Below are 25,025 nucleotides of genomic sequence, written 5' to 3'. Positions count from 1 at the left end.
GCGACTGTCAGTTACTGTCAGATGATAGAACGGGCGCTTCTTGGAACCGCCACGAGCCAAACGGATTGTTACCATTTAACCAATATCCTGTTCTGTTATACGAACTTTGTACGTTTCACGCTGACCACAATGGTGGCCAACGCGGAGACCCATACTCGAAAGGGGCGCTATTCTATGCTAAATGTGCGCCAAAGAAAACAGGGAAACAGACTGTTTCAAGGTTTTCCTTGTAAGGCTTTTTACATACGTCCAAACGGGGGCATTCCACCGCCGCCACCGCCCGGCGGCATCATACCACCCAGACCGCGCATCATATTCGCCATTCCGCCCTTTTTACCAAACTTCTTCATCATCTTCTGCATTTGCTTGTGCTGTTTGAGCAGACGATTCACATCCTGTATCTGCGTACCAGAGCCGGTTGCGATGCGGCGCTTGCGGGAGTTATTGATGACATCCGGGTGGCGACGCTCCTTCGCGGTCATCGAGCAGATGATCGCCTCCAGCTGCCCCATAGATTTATCGTTAACCTGCTGCTGTGCTACCTGAGCCATCTGCCCCATTCCCGGCAGCTTGTCCAGCAAACCCCCGATCCCCCCCATGCTCTTCATCTGCTGAAGCTGGTCACGGAAATCCTCAAGATCAAAGCTTTTGCCTTTTTTGATCTTCCTGGTGAGCTTCTCGGCTTTTTTCTGGTCGAGTTTGCGCTCGGCCTCTTCAATGAGAGAGAGCACATCGCCCATACCAAGAATGCGCGATGCCACCCGGTCCGGGTGAAACGGTTCAAGAGCGTCGGTTTTTTCGCCAACCCCGAGAAACTTGATTGGCTTGCCGGTAATGTGCCGAACAGACAGCGCCGCACCACCGCGAGCATCACCGTCTGTTTTTGTCAGCACCACGCCAGTCAGCGGCAAAGCATCGTTAAATGCCTTGGCCGTGTTTGCTGCATCCTGACCTGTCATGGCATCAACCACAAACAGGGTCTCAACCGGCTTGACAGCCTTATGCAAGCGACCGATCTCGCCCATCATTTGCTCATCAACGTGCAAACGTCCGGCGGTATCGAGAATCACAACATCAATGTGCTTCTTGCGGGCGGCGGCAACCGCGCCCTCCGCGATGGTAACAGGGTCCTGATCGGCACTGCTGGGGAAAAACTCAACACCAACTTCACCCGCCAGGGTTTCCAGCTGCTTTATAGCGGCGGGGCGATAGACGTCGGCACTGACCACCATCACGGTTTTTTTCTGTCGCTCTTTCAAAAACCGCGACAGTTTTGCGACCGTCGTCGTTTTACCCGCACCCTGAAGGCCGGCCATCATAATCACTGCCGGTGGCTGAACGGCGAGATTGAGGGTTTCATTCCCCTCGCCCATTACCCGTTCCAGCTCCTGCTGGACAACTTTTACAAATACCTGTCCCGGGGTAAGGCTGCGCTGCACTTCCTGGCCAATAGCGCGTTGCCGGACACCTTCAACAAAGTCCTTTACCACAGGCAGGGCGACGTCGGCCTCCAGCAGCGCCATGCGCACTTCCCGGAGAGTGTCCTTTATATTGTCGTCGGTAAGCCGCGCCTGACCGGAAATCTTGCGCAGGCTACCGGAAAGTCGGTCTTGGAGGTTCTCAAACATGTTGCTCTTCCGTACCCCGGATAAATTGAGTGCACAAACCTCAGAGCCGGCTTCGGCTCCTTGATTCCTGTTGCATAATCGCGACATTATAACCAGACTATCGTCCTGAAACGACCAACCCGGTCAAATCGGCAGCCACGCCTGCCGATCTCCGCCAGCACAGTGGTTAATAAGGAAGTCATGGGAACGCTGATTCTCGCGGTCACCTCTCTTTTTCTGTACAGCGTCGGCACCGCTTTGCAGGCGCTTCATTTTCGTGGACGCGTGCACAGCAATATTGCTATTACCACACTTGTCGGCATGCTGGCTCTTGCAGCCCACGGAGTTTTGATTACCCAGACGATTCACCACGATGGCGGTGTCGACCTGGGTTTTTTCAAAAGCTCGGTGCTGATTTCCTGGTTAATCGTTTTCCTTCTACTGGGACTGAACCTCAAAAAGCCGGTTCAAAGCCTTTTTTTGGGCGTTTATCCACTAGCAGCTTTTACCATCATCATGGCGCTGATCACGCATACACCGTCACGAGTAGTCTCTGATGAAAGCTATGGTGTACTTTCACATATCGCATTATCGGTTACAGCCTACAGCCTGTTTTCTCTGGCGGCCATACAGGCAACCCTGCTTTATTTCCAGAACCGCCAGCTGAAGCGCAACTATAACAGCCCGATCGTGCGCAATCTGCCGCCACTGCAAACGATGGAATCCCTGCTTTTTGAGATGGTCTGGGCCGGCGTCGTCATGCTTGTTCTCGCCATTGTGACGGGCGCTCTCTTTATAGAAAACCTGTTCGCCCAGAATCTTGCCCACAAAACCATATTCTCGCTGCTCTCGCTGCTGGTTTTCGTTGCACTGCTTGTCGGGCGCTATACAAAAGGCTGGCGCGGCATGACAGCAAGCCGCTGGACACTGGCTGGATGCGCCCTTCTCATGGTGGCCTTCTACGGCAGTAAGTTTGCCCTTGAACTGGTATTCCAGAAGGGCGGCTGATGCCCCACCCATAACCTCTTGACACCGGGCACAATCACAACCTACTTTCGCTACTTGTCAGTAACATAAGGACACCTCTGGTTTGGACGGTACATCGCTTACTGCGCTGTCGATTATTCTCGTCGGGCTGATCATGCTGTCGGCATTTTTCTCCAGTTCTGAAACCGGAATGATGTCACTCAACCGGTATCGCCTGAAACACATGGCGAAAACCGGCCACAAAGGAGCAAAACGGGCGCAAGGATTGCTGCAGCGCACCGATCAGCTTATCGGCATCATTCTTATCGGCAACAACTTCGTCAATATTCTGGCGTCGTCTATCGCCACGGTCATCGCAATCCGCATATGGGGCGATGCCGGTATCGCCATCGCAACACTGCTTCTGACTATCGTCATTCTTATTTTTGCCGAAGTCACACCCAAGACTCTGGCCTCCCTGTTCCCTGAAAAAATAGCATTCCCGGCAAGCTACGTACTCGGCCCCTTGCTGAAAGTTCTCTATCCGATTGTTTGGGCCGTGAACCTTTTTACAGGAGCCATCCTGAGAATCCTGAGGATTTCTCCAAATGATGCGGCCAGCGACCACCTCAGCCGGGAGGAACTCAGAACCCTGGTGAACGAAGCCGGAGCACTGATCCCGGCAAAGCACAAGGATATGCTTGTCAGCATTCTGGACCTGGAGAAAGTGACGGTAAACGACATCATGGTGCCGCGAAACGAGGTCTCAGGCATCGATCTGGACGACGACACTGACACCATTTTGCGCCAACTGAGGAACAGCCAGCATACCCGCCTGCCGGTCTTCAAGGGGGACATAAACGATATCCAGGGCATTCTGCATCTGCGCAGCGCCACCAAACTGCTGCAACAGGAAGAAATCAACAAGGCCATGATCATGCAGCTTTGTCAGGAACCTTACTTTATTCCTGAAAGCACCCCCCTGAACACTCAGCTCATCAACTTCCAGAAAGGTAAGCGTCGCTTCGGAATTGTTGTAGACGAATACGGTGATGTACTCGGGCTCGCTACCCTTGAAGACATTCTCGAAGAAATTGTTGGCGAGTTCACAACGGATTATGCGGCGACCAGCCCAGACATCATTCCACAGGAAGACGGTACCTTTATTATTGACGGCACCACTGCCGTGCGCACCATCAACAAAACCCTGGGCTGGAAACTGCCTACCGACGGCCCGAAGACACTAAACGGCCTGATCACGGAAACCCTGGAAAATATTCCGGACACCAACGTTTGCCTGAAGGTAGACGGACACCGGGTCGAGGTTCTCCAGATCAAGGACAACGTTGTAAAAGCGGCCATTGTGCATCCGAAAAAGCGCAAAAAACGTGCGCGATCCCTAACCTGACAATACCTTTTCAGAGCCTCCTTGATAGACGTTCCGGTTATAGCGGAGCCTGTTCTTGGAAGATCAAAATTTAACCATCTCCTTGACGCATATCAAACTACCACCAACACTGAGGGTGAGTACGGAACAATAATAATCGCAAGGAGTTTGTCCATGAGTCTGACACATACCTTTGGCCTTCTGACCCATCCTGACCAGCAATGGGAAGCTATTCGAAAAGAATCTGAATCTGTTACCCGCCTATACACAGGGCACGTATTACTTCTCGCACTGATACCTGCTCTTGCAGGCTTCTTCGGAACCACTCAGGTAGGCTGGCAAATCGGTGACGGCCAGATAACGCGCCTGTCTGTCAGTAGCGCGCTGAGCCTGTCGATATTGTTCTATGCGGCCATGCTGGCCGGCATCTTTATTCTCGGCAAGTTCATTGATTTCTTTGCGGCAACCTACGACGCGGTAGACCAGGAGCCACGGGGTGTGGCCATGGCTGCCTACACCGCAACACCTATGTTTTTGATAGGAGTTATCGCCGCTTACCCGAATATCTGGGTGAATATGCTGGCGGGGCTCGTCGCTATTGCATACGCGGTGTATCTGCTTTACGAAGGCCTGCCGATACTGATGAAAATACCGGAGGATCGCGGCTTCATGTTTGCCACAGCAGTTCTTACCGTAGGGCTGGTTATGTTTGTCGCTCTTCTTGCAATCAGTGTTGTGATCTGGAGCGCGGGAATCGGGCCGGTTTATGTAATCTGAAGATCAGAGTCCGACATTCGTGCACGTAAACCAGCAAAGGGTGTTCCATGGGAGCACCCTTTATTTTTAGTATTAGCGCTCAGGTTAGTTTTTATTCATGTTAACGCAGCCAAAAATGCGGTAAATTTAACCTATAATCAAAAAACAGACAGTCAAGCTCGGTCATGTACCCGGTTGAGCCGTAAACAGGAGTCGGCCATGAACAAGCAGTCCGGCATACATTACCTCCGTGAGCACAGAGAAGCGGGAAGCAACAAGCCGGTTCCTGTGGAGGTCACCCGCATCCGCGACACCGTTGTTGCAGGGCTTGGTGATCTGTTGCAGGGCGCCTTTGATGCCGTTGATGATTCGCTGTTCGAGCTGGCCAACAATGCCCGCAGTAACAATGAACAGAATCGCTATTTTGAAGCCATGCGTGAAATTCGCATCAAGCGGAAAGGTGTAGAGCGGCACTTCCAGAATACAGTTGCGCAGTTTTTTATCAATCCGCCTCGCACAGGTCAACTTCAGGATGACACTTTGGGGCGGCAGGACAATGCCGACAACCTCGCGCTCGTTGGTAACGATGATCTGGAAGAGCAGGTTGCTCTGAACGCCATGATCACAAAAGCCAAAGCCCATTTTATGGGGCCTCTCTTACAGCTCCAGACGCGCTTCAGCCAGGTCTACGACGGTGCCTCCGACGAATCGCCGGTAAACCCTATGGCACCCGAGCACCTGTGCAGTGCTTTTACCGAAGCCATCCAGGCGCTGGAAATACAGATCCGCGAACGGTTAATCCTGCTCAAGCAGTTTGATCGTTACGTTGTATCCAATCTGGGCATGCTTCTGGATGAGGCAAACAGAATTCTCATTCAGGCAGGTGTTATCCCGAATTTTCGCTATCACGGCAAAAGCGGACAACAACACAGTGCAGCTGAGGGTCAACCGGCAGCCAAGGCTCCGGACGACTCAGCAGAAGCAGATGAATACCGCCAGGACGCCGGGGCGGGCAACAATGCCGTTTTCGAACAGATTCATCAGCTCCTGGCGCGTCAGCGGGCCAACGCCGGTGTACCATCCCGGCAGCATGATCCGAACATCCGGATTATCGGGGGGAATGAACTGGCAAGCTTGCTGGCATCCCTGCCATTTACTGCTCAGGCTGATACCGGGAACAATCTCAGCGCAGGTGAACCGCTTACCATTGATCTTCGTGATGTGGTGCAACAGATTCTCGCCCAGGCCAATACCGGCGACGGCAAAAAGCCTGCACTCAAAGAGGTGGACGAGGATCTTATTAACCTTGTATCCATGCTTTTTGAGTTCATTCTTGATGACTACAATCTGTCTGCCCCCGTCCAGGTTCTGATAAGCCGGCTGCAGATACCTATCCTGAAAGTTGTCATAAAAGACAAGAGCTTTTTCAGCAAGACCACACACCCTGCGAGAAAGCTGCTCAACGCTCTTGCCCGCGCGGGCATAGGCTGGAGCAACAGCGACGAAAAAGCCAGAGACAAGCTTTACGACAAAATTCATGGAATTGTGCAAAGAATCCTCAACGAATTCGATGGTGACACTGCCTTATTTGAAGCACTTAACGATGAGTTCGAAGAATTCCTGGCCCGGGAAAATCGCAAAGCATCCCTCGTCGAGCAACGTACTCGCGAATCTGAACGGGGGCGCATCAAATCCCAGAAAGCCCAGGAACTGGTAGACCGGGTTATCAAGGAACGTGTCGCTCGTTACAGGCTGCCAGAGCCTACTTATAACATCCTGATCAATGGCTGGAGCCGCGTCATGTTCCTGGCCTATCTTCGGGACGACGTTGAGCACCGCTGGCAGGAAAGTGTCAAAGTTGTTGATGATCTGATCTGGTGCCTCCATCCGCACCAGGAAGATGCAGAAAGGGATCAGTGGGTTCGCGTTGTTCCGGGCCTTCTCAAGTCGCTGCGCGCAGGGCTGGAAGAGGTTTCGTATAACGCCACGAAACTTGATCAGACCATGAGCCAGCTTAAGCACGAGCTGGCTGAGGCCTTCCGTGCAAGCTCCAATGCGGAGCTTGTTGAGGAGCTCCCGGCACAGGAGCTCGAGCAGGACGACCTCAAGAACCAGATGCAGCCTCAGCCCGAGGATGCAGCCATCGCTGAGTTTATGGCTCAAATCGACGGTATCGAAATAGGCAACTGGGTTGAGTTCCGCCTGGTAAATGGCGCGAGCTTCCGCTGCAAGCTCTCCGCGATCATTGATGAGGCAGACTGTTTCGTCTTTGTTAATCGCATGGGCCTGAAAGTCATTGAAAAGACACGCGTTGAGCTCGCGCATGAAATGCGGCGCGGAAGAATGACTCTGCTAGAACAAGGGGCATTCATTGATCGGGCACTGGATGCCGTCGTCGGCTCCCTGCGCAGCAAAACTGCCTGAACCGGCGCGGACCCTCAGCCAAGCTGTAGGTCCGCGATTCGGCGCAGCTGATCACCCGGTATTAAAGGAGTATTCTGAGGTCGATGCTGGAACATGGCAGCAACAACAGCCTTCCGGCTAAGTATCGGATCGCACTTGCCTTATCGATCGCTTTCCTGATTCATACGCTGTTGCTATCCAGCACTCCACCCGTCGTTCCAGACCCTCCAGTCAGACACCAGCAGCAACTGAAACTCGAACTGGTAGCAGCAGACAATACTCCCGAGACCCCGGCTTCTGCCTACACGCCAGACCAGAGCCACTCTTTGCCGGAAAAGCCCGTGCTGACGACAAACCGCTCTGAACAAAAAACAGTAGCAATCGAACCCGCGAGGCCAGCGACACCCTCACGCCCGACAAGCAAACCTCCAGAGCCGGAATCCCGCACGCAAATGTCGTCCAGCCAAAGCTCTGAAAAAACGCCCAGGATTACGCAATCGCCTTCGGAACAGGATCCTTACCTGGTCAAACTGGCTATACATCTGGCCAATCAGCTTGAAACGCAGCGCATACCTGCCATCAGGGAGCTGGCTCATTCACACGACATGGAGATTGAACTTCGCTTGCTGGGGAATGGCGCACTTACCAGGGTGAGGGTTATCAGATCAACAGGAATTGAGCAGATCGATAGCGCAGCATACCGGGCCGCACTTGCTGCCAGCCCGTATCCTGAACCACCGCCCGATCAGAGCGGCAAGAGCCGCTTCGAAGTTAAACTGGTGTTTGCTCCGTCGCGGCTCTGAAAAGCAGAAAAATTCAGGCTTCGGCCTGTTTGGCGGCCTCTTTGACCAGCTTGGCCAGTTCACCATTCTCGGACATTTCCATGATAATGTCACAGCCACCGACCAGCTCACCGCTGACGTAAAGCTGCGGGTATGTCGGCCAGCTTGAATAAACTTTCAGACCTTCGCGCAGCTCCTGATTGTCAAGGATATTCACGAACGCAAAGCGCTCGCCGCAAGCCATCAGGGCCTGTGAGGTTTTGGCAGAAAAGCCACACTGGGGAGCCTGGGGCGATCCTTTCATGTAAAGGATAATCGGGTTTTCCGAGAGCTGGGTTTTAATGGTTTCGTTGATGTCCATGAACATTCACCTCTGATTGAAAACGGAACAGTGTATTGCGCTTTTTTTACGCCGTTGAATCTGACTTATCTGAACAACATTGTACACGTCTGGCAAGCCCCTCAACAAACTCTACAGTTTGACGCAAAGCAAGCCCCCCCAACCGCAGCGTTGTCATCAATGACGTGAAGGGCTAGACTTGATGCCCCCATTTTTCATCAAAAATTTTTACTCATCCAGGGCTTCATCACGGTAAGGGCCATCCCATGGCAGCAAGGCATTTTCTGACACTGAATGACATGACCACCAACGAGCTGGAGAGCCTTGTGGACCATGGAAGCAGGCTCCGGAACGAATGGCGCCAGGGCAAGGTCAGGGACTCACTGAAGAATCGCGTACTGGCGATGATTTTCGAGAAGTCCTCAACCCGCACCCGAGTCTCGTTCGAAGCCGGCATGACCCAACTGGGCGGCTCTGCGATGTTTCTTTCTCCACGAGACACACAGCTTGGACGCGGAGAGCCTATAGAAGACTCCGCCATCGTCATCTCCAGCATGGTGGATGCCGTGATGATTCGCACCTTTGCCCATGAAACCGTTGAAAAGTTTGCGAAGGCATCGCGAGCGCCGGTTATCAACGCGTTGACAGATGATTTTCATCCCTGCCAATTGCTGGCCGATATGCAGACCTATCGCGAACATCGCGGCAGCATACGTGGCGCCACGGTGGCCTGGATCGGTGATGGCAACAATATGTGCCACTCCTATATCAACGCAGCTACACAGTTTGACTTTCACCTGAATATCGCAACGCCCGAAGGTTACGAACCGGATCCGGAACTGATGAAGACCCACGGTGACCGGGTCACACTCATGCGTGAGCCGGCTGAGGCTGCGCGCAATGCCAACCTGCTGGTTACTGATGTGTGGGCCTCGATGGGCCAGGAAGATGAACAGAAAGCCCGCGAGAGAGCGTTCAGCAATTACCAGATCAACCCGGCGTTGATGGCGGTAGCAGAAAAAGACGCGCTGCTTATGCATTGCCTGCCGGCTCACCGTGGCGAGGAAATTTCTGCCGACATGATAGAGCATCCGAATTCCGTCATCTGGGATGAGGCCGAAAACCGGCTTCACGCCCAGAAAGCCCTGCTGGAATTCCTGATTCTGAACCGCCTGGACTAAGATTTATGAGTTCGCCCGAAAACACCGCTCACAACTGGTTGCTTGAAGTAAACAATCTGACCTGTGGTTACGGCGGAGACGCTGTTGTAAAAGATGTCAACTTCGCGCTCAGCCACGGGGATATCGGCTGCTTGCTCGGGCCCAGCGGTTGCGGGAAAAGTACTATATTGCGTGCTCTGGCAGGCTTTCTTCCACTGACCGACGGCGAGATACGTTTGCAATCCCAGCCTATCAGCCTGCCCGGCCGCACTCTGGCGCCGGAAAAACGCCGCATCGGTATGGTTTTTCAGGACTATGCTCTGTTTCCGCACCTGAGTATTGCCGATAACGTAGGCTTCGGGTTACGTGGGCTGGGCAAAACCGAGAAGCGGCAAAAAGTTATGGAACTGCTTCACGTCGTGCACCTGCAGGATCTGGCAGATAATTATCCCCATGAACTTTCGGGTGGTCAGCAGCAACGGGTTGCCCTGGCACGAGCTCTCGCTCCAGAGCCAACACTGATTCTGCTCGACGAACCTTTCTCCAACCTCGATACAGATCTGCGCCGCAGGCTCAGCCTCGACGTTCGTGAGATTCTGAAAACCCTCGGCATCAGCGCCATCCTGGTAACTCACGACCAACAGGAGGCCTTCGCAATGTGCGATCAGGTTGCCGTGCTGCAGAGTGGGAAAATCCAGCAGTGGGACGTACCCTACAACCTCTACCATGAGCCTGTTAATCGCTTCGTGGCGAGCTTTGTGGGACAAGGCGGGTTTATACCGGGCAAAGCCGTGGGGCCAGACATCATAGAGTCCGAGCTGGGCATTATTCACGGAAACCGGGCCTACAAGTGGCCCCCCGGCACCCTGGTAGACGTGCTTATCCGCCCTGACGACATTGTCTACGATGCGGAATCAGAGCTGCGCCCGAAAGTTGTAGAGAAGACCTTTGCTGGCACCTCCACGCTTTACCGGTTCCGCTGCTCTGAAGATACCGAATTTGAGGCGCTGTTCAGAAGCCACCTGGACTTTCATCTGGGCGAGACAGTTCCGGTGCGGGTCGAAGCCGATCACCTCATTGCTTTCGAACGCAACAGCTGACCAAAAGATCAGTTGTTGCTGACTCTTTCTATAGCGTCCAGCCAGCCCGCGTACAGCGACTCACGCAACGCTGGGCGCATTCCTGAGTGGAACTGCCGCTCACACTCCCAGAGCTCTGAGATCTGTTCCAGGCTGTCGTAGACACCTGTTTGCAGGCCGGCAAGATAGGCCGCGCCCAAAGCGGTCGTTTCTATGACCCGGGGGCGATCAACCGTAACGTTCAGAATATCTGCCAGAAACTGCATCAGCCAGTCATTGACTACCATACCCCCGTCGACACGAAGTGACGCCAGAGTTGCCCCGTCATTCACGATTGCCCGAACCAGATCCTTTGTCTGATAACAAACGGATTGCAGCCCAGCCGTAACTATCTCGCCTATCCCGGTATCCCGCGTCAGCCCCATGATGGCGCCACGGGCATGCGGATCCCAGTGGGGCGCCCCCAGCCCGGTAAACGCGGGTACCAGATAGACCGAGTTTTCCACACCGACAGTTTCTGCGTGGACAGAGGATTCGTTGGCATGGCTTATCAGCTTCAAGCCATCACGCAACCACTGCATGGCAGCACCCGCAACAAAAATACTGCCCTCCACCGCATAACACGGCTTGCCATCAAGGCGATAGGCTACGGTGGTTAACAAGCGGTTCTCGGAACGCAGTGCTTTCGCGCCTGTATTGACCATCAGAAAACAACCCGTGCCATAAGTGCTCTTGGCCATTCCAGGCTTGAAGCAAGCTTGCCCTATCAGTGCCGCCTGCTGGTCACCCGCTATACCGGCTACCATGACCGGCGCACCAAGCCACTGGGGTTCGGTTTCACCATAATCCGCTGCACTGTCGAGAACATCGGGCAACAATGAACGCGGGACACGAAACAGCGATAGCAGCTCATCATCCCAACGCTGTTCGTGAATGTTGAACAGCGCGGTTCTGGATGCATTACTGGCGTCAGTATAGTGTGAGCGCCCACCGGTCAGATTCCAGAGGAGCCAGCTGTCTATCGTGCCAAACGCCAGCTCACCGGCCTCGGCCCGAGTGCGGGCACCTTCCACATTATCCAGTATCCAGGCGATTTTGGTGGCGGAGAAGTAAGGATCGATCAGCAGGCCGGTGCGTTCGACGACCGCACTTTCATGACCATCGGTTTTGAGCTTGGTGCACAGTGAAGCTGTGCGCCTGTCCTGCCAGACAATCGCGCGATGGACAGGCCTACCCGTCGCTCGCTCCCAGATAACCGTAGTTTCGCGCTGGTTGGTAATACCGATTCCGGCGAGTTCCGAGGCGTTAACTGAAGCCTGCTTAAGCGCACCACGGCATACCGCGAGGGTGCTCTCCCAGATTTCGGTGGCATCATGCTCTACCCGGCCGTCACCGGGAAAGTACTGGGGAAACTCCTGCTGATATGCAGCAACGCTGGTACCGCTCTGATCGAACACAATCGCACGGGAGCTGGTGGTGCCCTGATCGATGGCAAGCAGATATCGGGTCATTACGAATCCTGATCTTTGGCTGATTACCGGATTCTAGCAGCAGGTCCCCAAAAAGAAGAAGATTCGCGATGATTCGGGAAAGATACCCGGGAGAAAGTGCAGGGTATACAAAAAAGAAAGAAAAAAAAGGACCGGAAACCGGTCCTCAAATGACGAATGAAACAAGGAAAATACGTAAGAACCACAACATCAAAAGTCATCCCTTACGCTTCGATTATCTGTGTCGCCGGCAAAAAGTTCAGTAGTGCTTGTGTAGCCACTTTGTTACATCAGGTGAGAGCGTGAGACAGGTCTCACGCTCTCATCAAAAACCAGGCTCCAGCGGTTTTTTACGCGGCCAGACCAGACTGAAACGCGCACCACCAAGGCTGTCGCTCCGGCTAACGAACGCCTGGCCATTGTGCCAGTACAAAATGCGACGCACGATAGAAAGACCAAGCCCATAGCCACCGGAGGTCCGGGTACGGCTGTCATCAAGCCGGGCAAATGCCGTAAACACTTTTTCCCACTCTTCTTCCGGAATACCCGGGCCGTCGTCTTCGACATCAATCCGGCAATGATCTTCATCAATATGGCAACGAACAAGTACCTTGCCCGACGCATAGCGCCCGGCATTCCCCACAAGATTCTGGATAGCACGGTGAATGTAGCGCGGCTCAACGTCGGCCATAGCCCAATGCTCTGTCGCGTCATCGATCTCACCCTCGATGCGCAGAGCCGGGCGAACACGCTGCTGCTCCGCTACAACCTGCTTAACAATATCGGTTATGGAGGCTTCCTGTAGCGAAAAAATCGGCCCACCCTGTTCCAGGCGGGCATATGTCAGGATTTCATCTATCAGCTCATCAAGCTCCTGGATATCACCGTCGATACCATCAAGCTGTTTTTGAAGAGCTTCCTGGCCCTGGCAATCCTCAATCATCTGCACGCCAAAGCGAATACGGGCCACCGGGGTTCTCAATTCGTGGGAAACCGCATGAATCATTTCGCGCTGAACATTTACAAGCCGCTGTATTTGCTCCGCCATGCCGTTAAACGACACCGCCAATCGCGAGACAATAGTGCCCTCGCCTGCTTCTACACGAGCACTCATTTCCCCCCGTGCAATCCGTACTGCAACAGACTCCACTTTGCGCAGGTTGCTGTCCAGATAGCGGAGCGCAAGAAGCAACGATAGCGCCAGCACACTTCCTGACACCGCCACTAGCAAAAGAATGACTGGCCATGCCCAGGGGTTGAAGGGAGCAGGAAGGGTGATCTGAATCAGCTCGCCGTCGGCCAGCTGCACGAGAATCCGCCCCTCCCCTTTGTCGTGATAGAAAGCGGAACCGTGGCTGTACACCCGGTCCAGAACTGCATCGCCCGGCAAGGCCCCGGGGCCCTGAACCCTCAGGACCGTTACATTCAGGCCTGCCGACAACCGCTCAACGGCTTCGTCCCGCTCCTCCGGTCCGGCTGCATCGAGATGCACCCGCGTAATCTGTGCGGAGGCGACAGCTATATCCTGATAGGGTTCGGAAGTCCTGAGCTGCAGTGCTTCCCCATGAAACCCGGTCACCAGAAACCGGTAACCCAGGCTATCTTCCACGGCTACAACCTGACCATAGCCCAGTCGTTCACGAACAACCTGAGAGAGCGATAACTCCCTGGCACCTGCAACCCTGAAGTCGTACTGGGATACCATCCAATGATACTGCTGCTCCGGTGCGGGCGAAGAAGCCAGCCAGCGCATCAACGGCTCAGAGAATCGCTCATGCCAGAACTGTGAGCGTACGGAGTTGATACCCGTAAAAAGAACAACACAAAGCAGAATTACCAGTGCAGCAAGACCGGCAAGGCGGGCGTATAACTTGAGGAAAAACTTCAGGGGCATGTCAACGAACCCTGGCAGGAATACGCCGGCCGGAAACCCCGGGCCGGCGATAGAGACTGAATCGTCAGGCTTCTTTTACAAACAAATAGCCTTTGCTTCGAACCGTCTTGATCCTGCGAGGATGGATTGGGTCATCGCCGATTTTTGGGCGAATCCGGGAGACCCTGACGTCAATGGATCTGTCCTGACCATCGTATTCGATACCCCGCAAGGCGGTGAAAATTTCTTCCCGGCTCAGTACCCTTCCTGCATTACTCGCCAACAACCAGAGCAGATCAAACTCGGCGCTGGTCAGGTCGATGCTTACATCACTCAACCAGGCTTCACGCATGGAGCGGTCTACGACCAGATCGTTGAACTGCAGGCGCGTGGGTTCTTCACCGTTCGCTTCATCCGCGTTGTTCTGCGCATTTTCTGTTACACGGCGCAGCATGGCGCGAATACGAGCCAGAAGCACACGGGGCTTTACGGGTTTGCCGATGTAATCATCTGCGCCCATTTCAAGACCAAGCACCTGATCCAGATCGTCAGTGCGCGCAGTAAGCATGATAATAGGGCCAGAATAAAACGGTCTTACACGGCGACAAATTGAAAGGCCATCTTCACCGGGCAACATCAAATCCAATACCACAAGGTCTGGCTGCTCGCTGCGGATGCGCTCGACTGCCGGGCTTCCATGAGTTTCAACTGATACAGCCAGGCCGTTGCTCTCGAGGTATTCCCGGGTCAGCTCGGCCAGCCGCTCATCATCTTCGACAATAAGAATTCGCCAACTTTCGTTCGTCTGTTCCACGCGGTCCATCTCTGATTTTATTTTTCCGGGTTCAGTTACTTCTCTGCATCCGACGATACAGACAACCTGATGTAACAGCAATTATACATGCTATTCAAAAATATACATGGAACAATCCGGCGGTTACACCCGGTCACAAACACTGAGCCGGGTTCACCGCAACCACAACGAAGCCAGCCCATTTGTTATAACGGCCGGCCCTGGGCAATTTCTTCGTCGGTCGCCTCACGGCGCTCAAGAACTTCCAGATCAAAATACAGTGTGAAACCGGCCAACGGATGGTTAGCATCAACCCGGATAAGATTTCCGTCGATTCCCATAACCTGAACAATCTGCGCATTGTCGCCAGTGTTGGTTTGAAACTTCATGCCAACCTGAAGATTTTCCACGCCCTCAAACATCGACTTGGGAATTTTCCGAACCAGATCTTGCCTGTGCTCACCGTAGGCCATGGAAGGCGGCACGGTTACCTCAAGGCAATCCCCGGCATTACGGTCTTTCACTGCCTCCTGGATACCCTCAATAATATCCGGGCTCCCGTAAAGAAAGTGCAAAGGCTCACTGCCTTCCGAGGTATCAACCAGCTCGCCGATCTTGTTCTTGAGCACGTAGTGAACCGTAAAAACGTCAGGTCTTTTTTGGGAATCTTGCATCAGGGTTTCGAGCTTCCTGTATCCGATGGGTTTTCTGTCAGTTGCAGGCCATGGATCACAAGACGCTGATCCAGTTTTTCACGCAGCCCTGAAGGCTGGTTCAGGCCCATTCGTAGCAGGAGTTCTGTATAGCGGCCTTGTTCATCTTTGGCCCGGAAAGCCTGCAAAAGGGTCGACAGTTTACCACGGCGGCTCGCCGTTTCAGACTTGAGTTTCTTGAGGGCTTTGCCCAGTACCAGCTCCTGATCGGTAAAATCCCGACCAAAAGGAAAGGCCGGAAACCATTCTTTGCCGCCAGCCTCTGAAAACAGCTTCGCGATGGCATCTGGCGTATTGTTCAACCAGCTCTCCGGTAGCCTGAACGCTGCATCAACCTTGCCGACTTTCTGGGCCTGGCTGAGCAGGTCCTGCTGAAAACGAGAATCTGCAATGCGGATCAGGCGCAGATAAACTTGCTCATCTGGCTGGCCGCGCAGGTCGGCAATTCCGTATTCGGTGATAACGACATCACGAAGATGACGGGGAATCGTGCAGTGACCGTAGTTGAATATAATATTTGATACCGCCTCACCCTTGGCTTTGCGGGTACTGCGCAGGGCAATAATGGACCGGGCGCCGGGGAGCTCATGGGCCATGGATACGAAATTGTACTGACCTCCAACACCACTGATAACCCGGCCATCCTCTAGCCCGTCCGAAACAGCCGCACCACTGAGCGTGTACATCATTGCAGTATTTATGAACCGGCTATGAACTCGCTGTGCCGCTTTGAGGCGTTGATTTCCAAGGCGATGATCATAAAGGTGATTGATAAAGTTGACACTGGTCATACAGATTCGATTGCGGTCCTCATCAGAGAGCTCGCGCAGCAACTGATAGAACTGCCTGGGCCCCAGGTAAAAACCGCCATGCATGGCAACACCGCCAGTAAGCCGGTCCCCGAGCGCCAGAGTCGCAATCGCATCCCTCGACTCGGTGTCGTCCAGGTCACCATCCAGTGTATGGTCACCTACCCGCAACCGGCCACCTTTGAACTCAACCTCATTTCGCAGAATCCCGAACCGGGTCAGCCAGGTTACATCGCGGGCACGCATGGGCGAGTCAATAAGCCCTTCTCGGCGCAGAACATCCAGGGTCGACAGGGAGATAGTGCTTTCAATCTCGCCATTATTAATGAGCGTTTGCAGGTCGGCATGATCATAGACTTCGCGCCGGAGAATACCCTCCTGCAGAAGATACAGAAAGCCATCCACCATCATCTCGCTGCAGCCGTAAAGTCCCTCCTCAAACGGCCCGACCCCGCCCTCTTTGACTGCAAGGGGGAAGTACTCTGCGACTTTCAGATAATCAAAAACAGCCTTCCAGGCATCGTTGTTCTTGTGGCGCAGAATAGCGCTGTGCACAAGCGCCGCGCCAAGCGAACCGATGCCCAACTGCAAGGTGCCACCATCCTTCAACAAGGTGCTGGCATAGAAGCCAATCAGATGATCTTCCGGGCTTATGGCCATCTGGGGCGCGGAAAACATCGGATATTCTGAAGTCTCGTGCTCGAATATCATATCGAACTGGTCTTCGGCGATAGCCGCGTCGCGACCAAACCAGGGTAACTGGCGGTTGATTTCACCCACGATAGCTACCGGAGAACCCTCAGCCTCAAGCTCTCTCAGCATCGGTACCAGATCCAGAGTCAGATCAGGATTACAGCTCATGCTTACCAAGCCCGGAGCACCGTGCAATTCGCCCGGCGCGACCATCTGGGCGACCACATTTACCCCCAGGTCCATGAGATCGCGAGCAGCATGCGTGTAATTTGTCGATATGTAGTGGCGCTGCTGGCTCCGGTTATTGAGGGCACTGCCAGCCTTGAAGAAAAACTCCGAAACCTGAACGTTGGGGGGCAGCCGGTTGTTGTTGACATCCAGGGCATACTGCAGGTCCGGAATGCCATCGTAGAGGCGTTCCGCAATCGGACCCATAAAGCGTTTTTCCAGAGAGGAACTACCTGAAGGGGCAACCAGTGAAAGCGCTGTGAATATCCGCAGATCTATCTCCGGGTCGTCCTTTGCTCTCTGATAGAGCGCGTTAACAAAGCGGATCGGCTTTCCAAGCCCCAGGGGCAAGCCCAACGTTATCTTCTTGCCAACCCGGCGGATAACTTCATCCACACAACGCTCCGTGTCACCCAAACGCTTATTGCTGTTTACCGCCATATCAGGATCCTCATTGGTCAACCAGCTTTTGTAATATGAGGATCATCACATGGCCCATGTGATCAGACAATGCATCAGATCATGAATCCGACCATTAACCGGCCTTGATCAGATTAGACAAGGAATGCGGAGGAGGAAAAACATATCGCTCAGGGCGAGCGTGCAAGTTCTGAAGGCGGGATTAACTACTGACTAAAAAGTGCGAGGGTACGATAATCGGGATCAGAAATTCCACTTCAGATTCAGGCAGGCGCCTTCATTCAAAAGTGCAATTCCATGGTCGGCCTGCGCAGGCTGAGAGGCGTATTGTTTGCCCGTATTCTCGCTACGCACCAGCGACAAGCTCAGCAAGCGGGATCCGATTTCGGCAAAGGCATCGGCGTCGTCATCAAAATCGCCGGACATCCGCTGCTGAAGCTCATAGACGTCTTCAGTGGTCATGATTTCGCTCAGTTCATTAAACCCGCGCTCAGCCGCTTCGGCGCGAACCACAAACGCGGCGACATTGAGAACCAGCAATGTGATAAAGATGCGAATAATCATGATGTTTGCGATGACCTTTCAACCGAAGTAGAAGTTTACTTATACCATAGGCTAAAGTCTAACCCCTGAGCGGCGAAAAGATGTGAAACCGCACACAATTGCGCCGCTTTTTTGTCACGGGATTACTCGCTTTTTGTCAAAAAATGATCCTCTATATTGCAAGATGTAACAGCGGCCCCGGCAGGAACAATTAAATCTAAATAATTCAGCACCTTAACCACTTACTTAACCGTGTCTGCTATCAGGGACAAGGGTAGGTAAACTCCCGGTGAATCGCTTCAATCGCTTCCAAAGTATCAGGGCTTAGCGTCACCTTGAGCGAGCCCAGGTTTTCCTGAAGCTGCTCCATGGTGGTGGCACCAATGATATTACTGGTCAGGAAACTCCGGGTATTTACAAAAGCCAGGGCCATCTGAACCGGAGAAAGATTATTCTGGTGGGCAAGTTCGACATACGCGCGAGTCGCATCTGCTCCCCCCCCGTTGGTGTAGCGGCTGAAACGCTCAAAAAGAGTAAGGCGTGCCTTTTCAGGCCACTTACCACCCATGTATTTACCGGACAACATACCAAAGGCCAAAGGTGAATAGGCCAGCAAACCAACATGCTCCCGATGAGCTATTTCTGCGGTACCGACTTCAAAAGACCGGTTCAGCAAATTGTAGGGGTTCTGAATACTGGCAATCCGCGGCAGGCCTTTATCCCCGGCCAGGCGCAGATACTCCATAATACCCCAGGGTGTCTCGTTGGAGAGCCCGATATGCCGGACCTTTCCCGCATCAACCAACTCTCCGAGTGCAGCCAGTGTTTCCTCGATCGGCGTGAACTTCTCCTTCGGGTCATGCTCATAACCGAGTTTGCCGAAAAAGTTGGTGTTGCGGTCTGGCCAATGCACCTGGTACAGATCTATATAATCCGTCTGCAAGCGCTTCAGGCTGGCATCACAAGCTTCGATGATGTGATCGCGGGTCAGACGAGGGCCATTGCGCAGGTAGCTCAATCCGTTGCCCGGCCCGGCGACTTTTGAGGCAATCACCAGATCATCACGGCGCCCGCGCTGTGCCAGCCAGTTGCCCAGATAGGTCTCGGTAAGCCCCTGGGTTTCTGCCCGCGGCGGTACCGGGTACATTTCTGCAGCATCAATAAAATTCACACCCTCAGAGGTGGCGTAATCCAGCTGCTCAAAAGCTTCCTGCTCGGTGTTCTGCTCGCCCCATGTCATGGTTCCCAGGCATATCAGACTGACGTCAATGTCGGTACTTCCCAGCTTTCGGGTTTGCATAGCGTTAGCGTCTCCGCTTCAGATTGTTGAGCGAGTAATGAAAATGTCGCAGGAGTGTCGCGTAACTGTCACTCAGCTCTCTCATAGTGAATACACGTTAAAGCAACTCCTGGAAGCATCGTGATCAAAAGCAATCAGGCCAGTCCGCGAGAACAACACATTACCATCGTTTCTGAAACGTTTCCGCCGGAAATCAATGGCGTTGCCAACACACTGAAGCAACTTTGCCAGGGGCTCATTCAAGACGGACACACGGTCACTGTTGTGCGCCCGCGGCAACGCCATGAGAGCAAAGGCTTAACGCCGAGTGCTGGTGAAGCGTTGTTTTCCCGGGAATATATTGTGGCCGGTCTGCCCCTGCCCGGCTATGCCGATCTGCGTTTCGGTATAACCACCGGTGGCGAACTCCGGCGACTCTGGCAAACGAACCGACCGGATACAGTCTATGTAGCGACACAGGGACCGTTAGGCGTGGCCGCGGTCTCTGCAGCAAGAAAAATGGGCATACCGGTCAGCTCCGGCTTTCACACCAACTTCCACCAATACAGCCGGTATTACGGTGTCGGCGTTCTGGAAAAGTTGCTTTGCAGCTACGGCCGCTGGTTCCACAACCGCACAGACATCACCCTGGTTCCCACGAAAAAGATGCAACAGGTCACCGCAAAAATGGGCATCACGTCGACCGGCGTCTGGAGCCGCGGGGTGGATTGCAGCCGCTTTACACCAAAAAAGCGGGACGAATCGCTGCGTAAGAGCTGGGGACTCGACGGAAACAGCCGCGCAGTGCTTTTTGTAGGGCGGCTAGCCGCAGAGAAAAACCTCAAAATGGCGGTGGCATGCTACGAGCGCATACGCAAATTGCATCCCCGGACCAAATTTGTGCTGGTGGGGGACGGCCCCATGCGCAAACAGCTGGAAGAGAAACACCCCGACTATATTTTTTGTGGCATCCAGCGTGGCAATGATCTTGCCCGCCATTATGCATCTGGCGACCTGTTCTTGTTCCCCAGCAAAACAGACACATTTGGAAACGTTGTGCTTGAAGCGATGGCTAGCGGTCTCGCCGTCGTTGCTTACGACGACGCCGCAGCCCGCGAACACATCCACCACGAGGAAAACGGCATAAAGGCTCCGCTGACCATGGATGAGCGATTTATCAGCGGGGCTCTCCGGCTGGTAAACCAACCAACTCTGCTCAACCGCATTCGCGACCAGGCCCGGCTGGATGCTCTAAAACTGAGCTGGAATTCGCAGGTCGAACAATTCGAGCAACTCGTGCTAAACCAAAGCCCAAAGGCCCGATACTATGCAAATAAGCAGCAAAGCATCTCGCTTCTTTGACTCGGCAGATCAGCGCGAATACGCTTTCTGCCAGCGCATCAATCGAATGGTCAGATTCCGCGCACTCCTCCACTACTTCCAGGTGGTGAGCCGGTTGGGTGACGGATGGTTCTGGTACGCACTGATTTTAGTTATCCCCTTCCTGGAACCCGAGGCTGGTGCCGGCCTGGCACTGCTAATGACGCTCACAGGACTGATCTGCACCCTGACTTATAAACTCCTCAAGCACAAACTGATCCGCGAGCGGCCGTTTATATCCTTCCCTTCCATTAATTGCGGTACGCCGCCGTTAGATCGCTACAGTTTTCCTTCCGGACACACGCTGCACGCCGCGTGCTTCCAGGCCATGCTGTTCGCGACCATACCTACATTGGCGTTGGTCACCCTTCCATTTACATTGAGTGTGGCTGCATCCCGGGTTGTGCTAGGACTGCACTACCCCACCGACGTTGTAGCTGGCGCTCTGATTGGAAGCCTGATGGGTTACCTTTCAACGTTGTACTTTCTCAGTGATTTCCTCACCCTGTTTCCCGGCTGACCTCAGTCGAACAACCTTAATTGAGTAACAGGCGCATCATCGTTGCGAAAACGCACACCCAGGCCCAGCAGCCGAACCGGGCGCTCGCGGTTGGTTACCAGCTCGGTCAGAAGCGGCAGATAGTCCTCAAAAGCCGGCTCCTTTATATTCTCCCGCACGCGCTCCAGAGTGTGCGTGGAAAAATCGCTGTAGCGTATTTTGATAAACAGTTTGTGAATGGGCTTCACCCGCCCCTTGCGGGAAAGCCGCAGGTTGAGATCGGCAGTCAGCGAGGCCAGCACCGTTTCACAGGCCGACATATCGGGCAGATCCTGGGAAAAAGTACGCTCTACACTCACGGACTTGGCAATCCGGGAAACCACCACGGGGCGCTCATCCCGGCCATGGGCCATTTCGTGAAGCCGATACCCCTGTTTGCCAAAATGTTCGATTAACACCTCAGCGCCCAGAGCCTGAAGATCACCGCAGGTTTGTGCGCCAAGCGCGTGCAGCTTCGCCGCTGTCACCTGCCCCACCCCAAACAGCTTCTCAACTTTCAGTTCCCGAACGAAATCGTCGATATCTTCAGGCTTTACTACAAACAATCCATCAGGTTTTTGCCAGTCGCTGGCAATCTTGGCGAGAAATTTGTTGGGTGCCACGCCGGCAGAAATGGTAATGCCCACTTCGTTCTTCACCCGCTCGCGCAGGTAACGGGCCATCAGTGTGGCGCTGCCACGGTGATCGGTAATATCGGATACATCCAGAAAGGCCTCATCCAGAGACAAAGGCTCCACTAGATCCGTCAGTTCGCGGAGAATACTCATAATCTGTTGAGACACGACCCGATAACGGGGAATATCCGTTGGCACCGTTACCAACCCCGGGCACAACCGCCGGGCCTCACCGCCGGGCATAGCAGAGCGCACACCAAACTCACGGGCTTTATAGTTGCAGGTGGTAACAACACCCCGGCCATCCGCACCGCCCACTGCCAGGGGAACATCGCGCAGTGTTGGGTCATCACGCATCTCCACTGCCGCATAAAAGCAGTCACAATCCACATGGATGATCTTGCGTTGAGGCATAATGACTGCGCTCGCGTAGGGTTTCTGTACATTTATACAGCCTTGTATCTTAAAGTAAGATGCTGAGAATGTCAGGAACCCCACGATCACTCTCAAATGTCACTATCAGATATCATCACGAGGCCCCATGACAAACTCTATTCCAGACTCTGAACGCACCGAGATAGAAGCAGCCGCATTTCGTCGCCTGGTTGGACACTTGCGCGACAATCCCGATGTCCAAAACATTGATCTGATGAATCTGGCAGGGTTCTGCCGTAACTGTCTTTCCAAATGGTACCGGGCAGAAGCCGGCGAGCGAGGCTTTGAGATATCGGATCCCGCCGCTCGCGAAGAAATCTACGGTATGCCTTATGAAGAGTGGAAGGCGGCCAATCAGACCGGCCCCAAGCAGGATCACAAGTAATGAATGTAAATGGTGCGCTGCGTATCCATCTGGCCTCACTGGATGGTGGCCATGCAGATTTCGGTGATACTCTGGCGCTGATTGAACAGTATTTTCACTATCAGCCCACCGGTTTCCATAACGGCCCGGTATTCAATGCTGCCGGCGAAAACGCGGGGTCCTGCCAGGTATTCGGAATTGCTCAATACTGCAACCTTAACGAAGCAGACACCCTCAAACTCTTTGCGCAGCATTATCAGCAGGTTCTGGATAACCCCGCCGAAGAAAGCCATGGCAATATCCGGCAGTTCATCAGCACCGGCTGGTCCGGCATCCGTTTCGACACCGCGCCGCTGCGCCTGCGCGCAGCTCCATCCGAGCCAGATACCAGGGAAGAGATCCATTAATGAGCGACACCTCCACCCCCGGGGTAAAACAGGGATTCCAGCTGAGAAGCGCCAGCGTTTCCATGACAGCGCTGGAGCTCTACTATTTTGACAATGACGAATTCGAAGAAATATTGAAGGACAAGATCAGCCAGGCTCCCGGCTTTTTCCGGGATATCCCCCTCATCATCAGCCTGGAAAAGTACGAAGGCCTGGACAGCGAACTCGATTTTTTCAAGATTATCGGTACCTGCCGCCGTAACAACATCCACGTAATTGGCGTTCGTGGTGGCACTAACGACCAGCGCCGGCTGGCCCGCGGGGCCTCTTTAGCCCTGATGCCAGGCACCGGCCAGAGAGACCGCGCTCATGAAACCGGCGCCGCGCCTGAAAAAGCATCCGAGTCCCCTGCTGCACCGGCACCTCAGGCGGCGCCGGCAGTCGTTCCGGCCAAGATCATCAGCCAGCCCGTTCGCTCAGGCCAGCAAGTCCATGCGCCAGAGGGCGACCTGGTTATTCTGGCATCGGTTCAGGCGGGCGCAGAAGTACTGGCGGCAGGCAACATTCACATCTACGGACCACTGCGAGGCAGGGCCTTGGCAGGCATCCACGGTGCCGAATCTGCAAGAATCTTTTGTCAATCTCTTGAGGCAGAGCTTGTGTCCATTGCCGGACACTATAAAATCTCCGAAGATCTTCAGGATAGCGGCTGGAAAAACGCTGTACAGATTCAGCTCAGGGACGATCTGTTGGCGGTAACGCCACTGGATAAGGCCTGATACCGGAATCGAACCTAATAATTTGACCGGTTTAACCGGCAGACAAGACGAATCCACCGAGAAACAGGAATTTAACCTTGGCCAGAATCATTGTCGTTACCTCAGGAAAAGGCGGCGTCGGTAAAACCACCACCAGCGCCTCCATCAGCACCGGGATTGCCAAACGTGGCCACAAGACCGTCGTGATTGACTTCGACGTAGGCCTGCGCAACCTGGATCTGATCATGAACTGCGAGCGCCGCGTAGTTTATGACTTCGTAAATGTCATACAGGGCGAAGCAACATTGAACCAGGCCCTGATCCGGGACAAACGGGTTGATACGCTCTATATCCTCCCGACCTCCCAGACCAAGGAAAAGGAAGCTCTCACCAAAGAGGGCGTCGAAAAAGTCATCAACGAACTTTCCGAAACCTTCGACTACATCATTTGCGACTCGCCTGCCGGTATTGAGCACGGTGCGATGATGGCTTTGTATTATGCAGATGAAGCCGTTGTAGTGACCAACCCGGAAGTTTCCTCCGTTCGGGACTCCGACCGCATTCTCGGCATTCTGCAAAGCAAGTCCCGGCGCGCTGAAATGGGCCAGGATCCGGTCAAGGAGCATCTGCTGTTGACCCGTTACAACCCGGACCGCGTCGAGCGCGGCGAAATGCTTTCTGTAGGGGACGTCGAAGAGATTCTCGCCATTCCGTTGCTGGGCGTTATCCCCGAAAGCCAGATTGTTCTCAACTCCTCAAACCAGGGGTTGCCGGTAATTCTGGAAACCGAAAGCGATGCCGGCCAGGCTTACGATGACGCAGTTGCACGCCTTCTGGGTGAGGAGCGTGAACAGCGCTTCATGACCAACCAGAAAAAGGGCTTCTTCTCACGGATGTTCAAAGGGGGCTGACGGATGAGTTTCCTCGACTATTTCAGAGGCAAAAAAACCGGCTCCGCCAATGTGGCAAAAGAGCGGTTACAGATCATAGTGGCCCACGAGCGCGGCCAGCGCGATCAACCCGACTATCTGCCGCAATTGCAGCAGGAACTGTTGGCGGTGATCCGCAAATATGTCCAGATCAGTGATGATATGGTACAGGTTGAAGTGGACCGTAATGGCAGTTGCTCCGTGCTGGAACTGAACGTTACCCTGCCGGAACGCTGAGCCGACTCAGGCCAGGCTGGCCGACACTCAAGAACACCTGCC

At 53.9% G+C, this 25,025-nt stretch carries 24 protein-coding genes and 1 pseudogene; 14 read left to right on the top strand and 11 right to left on the bottom strand.

The features are described from left to right. Together rpsP and ffh are read right to left on the bottom strand one after the other, a co-directional pair. A pseudogene (gene rpsP, locus ACN0RL_RS16050) lies at nucleotides 1-75 on the bottom strand (30S ribosomal protein S16); the annotation flags it as partial. 164 nt (nucleotides 76-239) lie between these two features. After that, nucleotides 240-1,628 (bottom strand): signal recognition particle protein, encoded by a 1,389-nt coding sequence (gene ffh, locus ACN0RL_RS16045; RefSeq protein ID WP_417518602.1) that lies wholly within the window; start codon nucleotides 1,626-1,628, stop codon nucleotides 240-242. Between the two features lie 180 nt (nucleotides 1,629-1,808). On the opposite strand from ffh, the gene ACN0RL_RS16040 reads away from it, so the two are divergent. The 5 genes from ACN0RL_RS16040 to ACN0RL_RS16020 all read left to right on the top strand — a co-directional run bounded on the left by ACN0RL_RS16040 (nucleotide 1,809) and on the right by ACN0RL_RS16020 (nucleotide 7,922). Beyond that, nucleotides 1,809-2,615 (top strand): cytochrome C assembly family protein, encoded by an 807-nt coding sequence (locus tag ACN0RL_RS16040; protein WP_417518600.1) that lies wholly within the window; start codon nucleotides 1,809-1,811, stop codon nucleotides 2,613-2,615. Between the two features lie 82 nt (nucleotides 2,616-2,697). Further along, on the top strand, nucleotides 2,698-3,981 hold the full coding sequence (locus ACN0RL_RS16035) for an HlyC/CorC family transporter (protein ID WP_417518598.1): 1,284 nt from the start codon (nucleotides 2,698-2,700) through the stop codon (nucleotides 3,979-3,981). Between the two features lie 153 nt (nucleotides 3,982-4,134). Next, nucleotides 4,135-4,737 carry a Yip1 family protein gene (locus tag ACN0RL_RS16030; protein ID WP_417518596.1) on the top strand — a complete coding sequence of 201 codons (603 nt, stop codon included), beginning with the start codon at nucleotides 4,135-4,137 and terminating at the stop codon, nucleotides 4,735-4,737. Between the two features lie 198 nt (nucleotides 4,738-4,935). Continuing rightward, entirely contained in the window at nucleotides 4,936-7,140 is a 2,205-nt protein-coding gene (locus ACN0RL_RS16025) for a DUF1631 domain-containing protein (RefSeq protein ID WP_417518594.1), read from the top strand. Nucleotides 7,141-7,223: 83 nt separating this feature from the next. Continuing rightward, nucleotides 7,224-7,922 carry a TonB family protein gene (locus ACN0RL_RS16020; RefSeq protein WP_417518592.1) on the top strand — a complete coding sequence of 233 codons (699 nt, stop codon included), beginning with the start codon at nucleotides 7,224-7,226 and terminating at the stop codon, nucleotides 7,920-7,922. Between the two features lie 13 nt (nucleotides 7,923-7,935). Here the strand turns inward: ACN0RL_RS16020 and grxD are convergent, their stop codons facing one another. After that, nucleotides 7,936-8,262 carry a Grx4 family monothiol glutaredoxin gene (gene grxD / locus ACN0RL_RS16015; RefSeq protein ID WP_417518590.1) on the bottom strand — a complete coding sequence of 109 codons (327 nt, stop codon included), beginning with the start codon at nucleotides 8,260-8,262 and terminating at the stop codon, nucleotides 7,936-7,938. Between the two features lie 245 nt (nucleotides 8,263-8,507). Between grxD and argF the strand changes: the two genes are divergently transcribed. Together argF and ACN0RL_RS16005 are read left to right on the top strand one after the other, a co-directional pair. Beyond that, complete coding sequence (argF, locus tag ACN0RL_RS16010; RefSeq protein WP_417518588.1) at nucleotides 8,508-9,422, top strand: ornithine carbamoyltransferase; 915 nt, start codon at nucleotides 8,508-8,510, stop codon at nucleotides 9,420-9,422. Between the two features lie 5 nt (nucleotides 9,423-9,427). Then, nucleotides 9,428-10,501, top strand: a complete 1,074-nt coding sequence (locus ACN0RL_RS16005; protein WP_417518586.1) for an ABC transporter ATP-binding protein — start codon at nucleotides 9,428-9,430, stop codon at nucleotides 10,499-10,501. Nucleotides 10,502-10,509: 8 nt separating this feature from the next. Here ACN0RL_RS16005 and glpK read toward each other — a convergent pair whose 3' ends face one another. The 7 genes from glpK to ACN0RL_RS15970 all read right to left on the bottom strand — a co-directional run bounded on the left by glpK (nucleotide 10,510) and on the right by ACN0RL_RS15970 (nucleotide 19,342). Continuing rightward, nucleotides 10,510-11,991 carry a glycerol kinase GlpK gene (gene glpK, locus ACN0RL_RS16000; protein WP_417518584.1) on the bottom strand — a complete coding sequence of 494 codons (1,482 nt, stop codon included), beginning with the start codon at nucleotides 11,989-11,991 and terminating at the stop codon, nucleotides 10,510-10,512. Nucleotides 11,992-12,295: 304 nt separating this feature from the next. Then, nucleotides 12,296-13,864 (bottom strand): ATP-binding protein, encoded by a 1,569-nt coding sequence (locus ACN0RL_RS15995; protein ID WP_417518582.1) that lies wholly within the window; start codon nucleotides 13,862-13,864, stop codon nucleotides 12,296-12,298. Nucleotides 13,865-13,928: 64 nt separating this feature from the next. Continuing rightward, nucleotides 13,929-14,666, bottom strand: a complete 738-nt coding sequence (locus ACN0RL_RS15990) for a response regulator (RefSeq protein WP_417518580.1) — start codon at nucleotides 14,664-14,666, stop codon at nucleotides 13,929-13,931. A gap of 176 nt (nucleotides 14,667-14,842) precedes the next feature. Then, nucleotides 14,843-15,310, bottom strand: a complete 468-nt coding sequence (locus tag ACN0RL_RS15985) for an FKBP-type peptidyl-prolyl cis-trans isomerase (protein ID WP_417518578.1) — start codon at nucleotides 15,308-15,310, stop codon at nucleotides 14,843-14,845. Beyond that, on the bottom strand, nucleotides 15,310-17,520 hold the full coding sequence (locus tag ACN0RL_RS15980; protein ID WP_417518576.1) for an acetyl-CoA hydrolase/transferase C-terminal domain-containing protein: 2,211 nt from the start codon (nucleotides 17,518-17,520) through the stop codon (nucleotides 15,310-15,312). The genes ACN0RL_RS15985 and ACN0RL_RS15980 overlap by 1 nt, the downstream gene beginning before the upstream one ends. Nucleotides 17,521-17,742: 222 nt before the next feature. Continuing rightward, nucleotides 17,743-18,063, bottom strand: a complete 321-nt coding sequence (locus tag ACN0RL_RS15975; RefSeq protein WP_417518574.1) for a hypothetical protein — start codon at nucleotides 18,061-18,063, stop codon at nucleotides 17,743-17,745. 241 nt (nucleotides 18,064-18,304) lie between these two features. Beyond that, nucleotides 18,305-19,342 carry an NADP(H)-dependent aldo-keto reductase gene (locus tag ACN0RL_RS15970; RefSeq protein WP_417518572.1) on the bottom strand — a complete coding sequence of 346 codons (1,038 nt, stop codon included), beginning with the start codon at nucleotides 19,340-19,342 and terminating at the stop codon, nucleotides 18,305-18,307. Between the two features lie 120 nt (nucleotides 19,343-19,462). Between ACN0RL_RS15970 and ACN0RL_RS15965 the strand changes: the two genes are divergently transcribed. Beyond that, on the top strand, nucleotides 19,463-20,683 hold the full coding sequence (locus tag ACN0RL_RS15965; RefSeq protein WP_417518570.1) for a glycosyltransferase family 4 protein: 1,221 nt from the start codon (nucleotides 19,463-19,465) through the stop codon (nucleotides 20,681-20,683). Next, nucleotides 20,649-21,221 (top strand): phosphatase PAP2 family protein, encoded by a 573-nt coding sequence (locus tag ACN0RL_RS15960; RefSeq protein ID WP_417518568.1) that lies wholly within the window; start codon nucleotides 20,649-20,651, stop codon nucleotides 21,219-21,221. The genes ACN0RL_RS15965 and ACN0RL_RS15960 overlap by 35 nt, the downstream gene beginning before the upstream one ends. 2 nt (nucleotides 21,222-21,223) lie before the next feature. On the opposite strand, the gene dinB is transcribed toward ACN0RL_RS15960, so the two are convergent. Then, nucleotides 21,224-22,288: a DNA polymerase IV gene (gene dinB, locus ACN0RL_RS15955; RefSeq protein WP_417518566.1), complete on the bottom strand. Its 1,065-nt coding sequence runs from the start codon at nucleotides 22,286-22,288 to the stop codon at nucleotides 21,224-21,226. Nucleotides 22,289-22,415: 127 nt separating this feature from the next. Here dinB and ACN0RL_RS15950 point away from each other — a divergent pair, with 127 nt between their 5' ends. The 5 genes from ACN0RL_RS15950 (at nucleotide 22,416) to minE (ending at nucleotide 24,983) form a co-directional block, all read left to right on the top strand. Next, nucleotides 22,416-22,694, top strand: coding sequence for a DUF1244 domain-containing protein (locus ACN0RL_RS15950; protein ID WP_417518564.1), 279 nt, complete (start codon nucleotides 22,416-22,418; stop codon nucleotides 22,692-22,694). Beyond that, nucleotides 22,694-23,080: a HopJ type III effector protein gene (locus tag ACN0RL_RS15945; protein ID WP_417518562.1), complete on the top strand. Its 387-nt coding sequence runs from the start codon at nucleotides 22,694-22,696 to the stop codon at nucleotides 23,078-23,080. The genes ACN0RL_RS15950 and ACN0RL_RS15945 overlap by 1 nt, the downstream gene beginning before the upstream one ends. Further along, nucleotides 23,080-23,838, top strand: a complete 759-nt coding sequence (minC, locus tag ACN0RL_RS15940) for a septum site-determining protein MinC (RefSeq protein ID WP_417518560.1) — start codon at nucleotides 23,080-23,082, stop codon at nucleotides 23,836-23,838. The genes ACN0RL_RS15945 and minC overlap by 1 nt, the downstream gene beginning before the upstream one ends. Before the next feature lie 77 nt (nucleotides 23,839-23,915). Further along, nucleotides 23,916-24,728, top strand: coding sequence for a septum site-determining protein MinD (gene minD, locus ACN0RL_RS15935; protein ID WP_417518558.1), 813 nt, complete (start codon nucleotides 23,916-23,918; stop codon nucleotides 24,726-24,728). A gap of 3 nt (nucleotides 24,729-24,731) precedes the next feature. After that, nucleotides 24,732-24,983, top strand: a complete 252-nt coding sequence (gene minE / locus ACN0RL_RS15930) for a cell division topological specificity factor MinE (protein WP_071266111.1) — start codon at nucleotides 24,732-24,734, stop codon at nucleotides 24,981-24,983. The last annotated feature ends 42 nt before the right edge of the window (nucleotides 24,984-25,025 follow it).

It is taken from the genome of Marinobacter sp., assembly GCF_048259445.1.
Classification (GTDB): Bacteria; Pseudomonadota; Gammaproteobacteria; order Pseudomonadales; family Oleiphilaceae; genus Marinobacter.
The sequence above is the reverse complement of the archived record's forward strand: the minus strand, read 5'-3'. Positions and strand labels throughout refer to the sequence as shown.

Excerpts from the sequence above, each read along its gene's own strand:
- ACN0RL_RS15995 (WP_417518582.1), bottom strand. The coding sequence starts at position 13,864 with ATGCCCCTGAAGTTTTTCCTCAAGTTATACGCCCGCCTTGCCGGTCTT.
- minE (WP_071266111.1), top strand. The coding sequence starts at position 24,732 with ATGAGTTTCCTCGACTATTTCAGAGGCAAAAAAACCGGCTCCGCCAAT.
- grxD (WP_417518590.1), bottom strand. The coding sequence starts at position 8,262 with ATGGACATCAACGAAACCATTAAAACCCAGCTCTCGGAAAACCCGATT.
- glpK (WP_417518584.1), bottom strand. The coding sequence starts at position 11,991 with ATGACCCGATATCTGCTTGCCATCGATCAGGGCACCACCAGCTCCCGT.
- dinB (WP_417518566.1), bottom strand. The coding sequence starts at position 22,288 with ATGCCTCAACGCAAGATCATCCATGTGGATTGTGACTGCTTTTATGCG.
- ACN0RL_RS16020 (WP_417518592.1), top strand. The coding sequence starts at position 7,224 with ATGCTGGAACATGGCAGCAACAACAGCCTTCCGGCTAAGTATCGGATC.
- ACN0RL_RS15970 (WP_417518572.1), bottom strand. The coding sequence starts at position 19,342 with ATGCAAACCCGAAAGCTGGGAAGTACCGACATTGACGTCAGTCTGATA.
- ACN0RL_RS15945 (WP_417518562.1), top strand. The coding sequence starts at position 22,694 with ATGAATGTAAATGGTGCGCTGCGTATCCATCTGGCCTCACTGGATGGT.
- minC (WP_417518560.1), top strand. The coding sequence starts at position 23,080 with ATGAGCGACACCTCCACCCCCGGGGTAAAACAGGGATTCCAGCTGAGA.
- ACN0RL_RS15990 (WP_417518580.1), bottom strand. The coding sequence starts at position 14,666 with ATGGACCGCGTGGAACAGACGAACGAAAGTTGGCGAATTCTTATTGTC.
- ACN0RL_RS15975 (WP_417518574.1), bottom strand. The coding sequence starts at position 18,063 with ATGATTATTCGCATCTTTATCACATTGCTGGTTCTCAATGTCGCCGCG.
- argF (WP_417518588.1), top strand. The coding sequence starts at position 8,508 with ATGGCAGCAAGGCATTTTCTGACACTGAATGACATGACCACCAACGAG.
- ACN0RL_RS15985 (WP_417518578.1), bottom strand. The coding sequence starts at position 15,310 with ATGCAAGATTCCCAAAAAAGACCTGACGTTTTTACGGTTCACTACGTG.
- ACN0RL_RS16025 (WP_417518594.1), top strand. The coding sequence starts at position 4,936 with ATGAACAAGCAGTCCGGCATACATTACCTCCGTGAGCACAGAGAAGCG.
- ACN0RL_RS15960 (WP_417518568.1), top strand. The coding sequence starts at position 20,649 with ATGCAAATAAGCAGCAAAGCATCTCGCTTCTTTGACTCGGCAGATCAG.
- ACN0RL_RS16030 (WP_417518596.1), top strand. The coding sequence starts at position 4,135 with ATGAGTCTGACACATACCTTTGGCCTTCTGACCCATCCTGACCAGCAA.
- ACN0RL_RS16040 (WP_417518600.1), top strand. The coding sequence starts at position 1,809 with ATGGGAACGCTGATTCTCGCGGTCACCTCTCTTTTTCTGTACAGCGTC.
- ACN0RL_RS15980 (WP_417518576.1), bottom strand. The coding sequence starts at position 17,520 with ATGGCGGTAAACAGCAATAAGCGTTTGGGTGACACGGAGCGTTGTGTG.
- ACN0RL_RS16005 (WP_417518586.1), top strand. The coding sequence starts at position 9,428 with ATGAGTTCGCCCGAAAACACCGCTCACAACTGGTTGCTTGAAGTAAAC.
- ACN0RL_RS15950 (WP_417518564.1), top strand. The coding sequence starts at position 22,416 with ATGACAAACTCTATTCCAGACTCTGAACGCACCGAGATAGAAGCAGCC.
- ffh (WP_417518602.1), bottom strand. The coding sequence starts at position 1,628 with ATGTTTGAGAACCTCCAAGACCGACTTTCCGGTAGCCTGCGCAAGATT.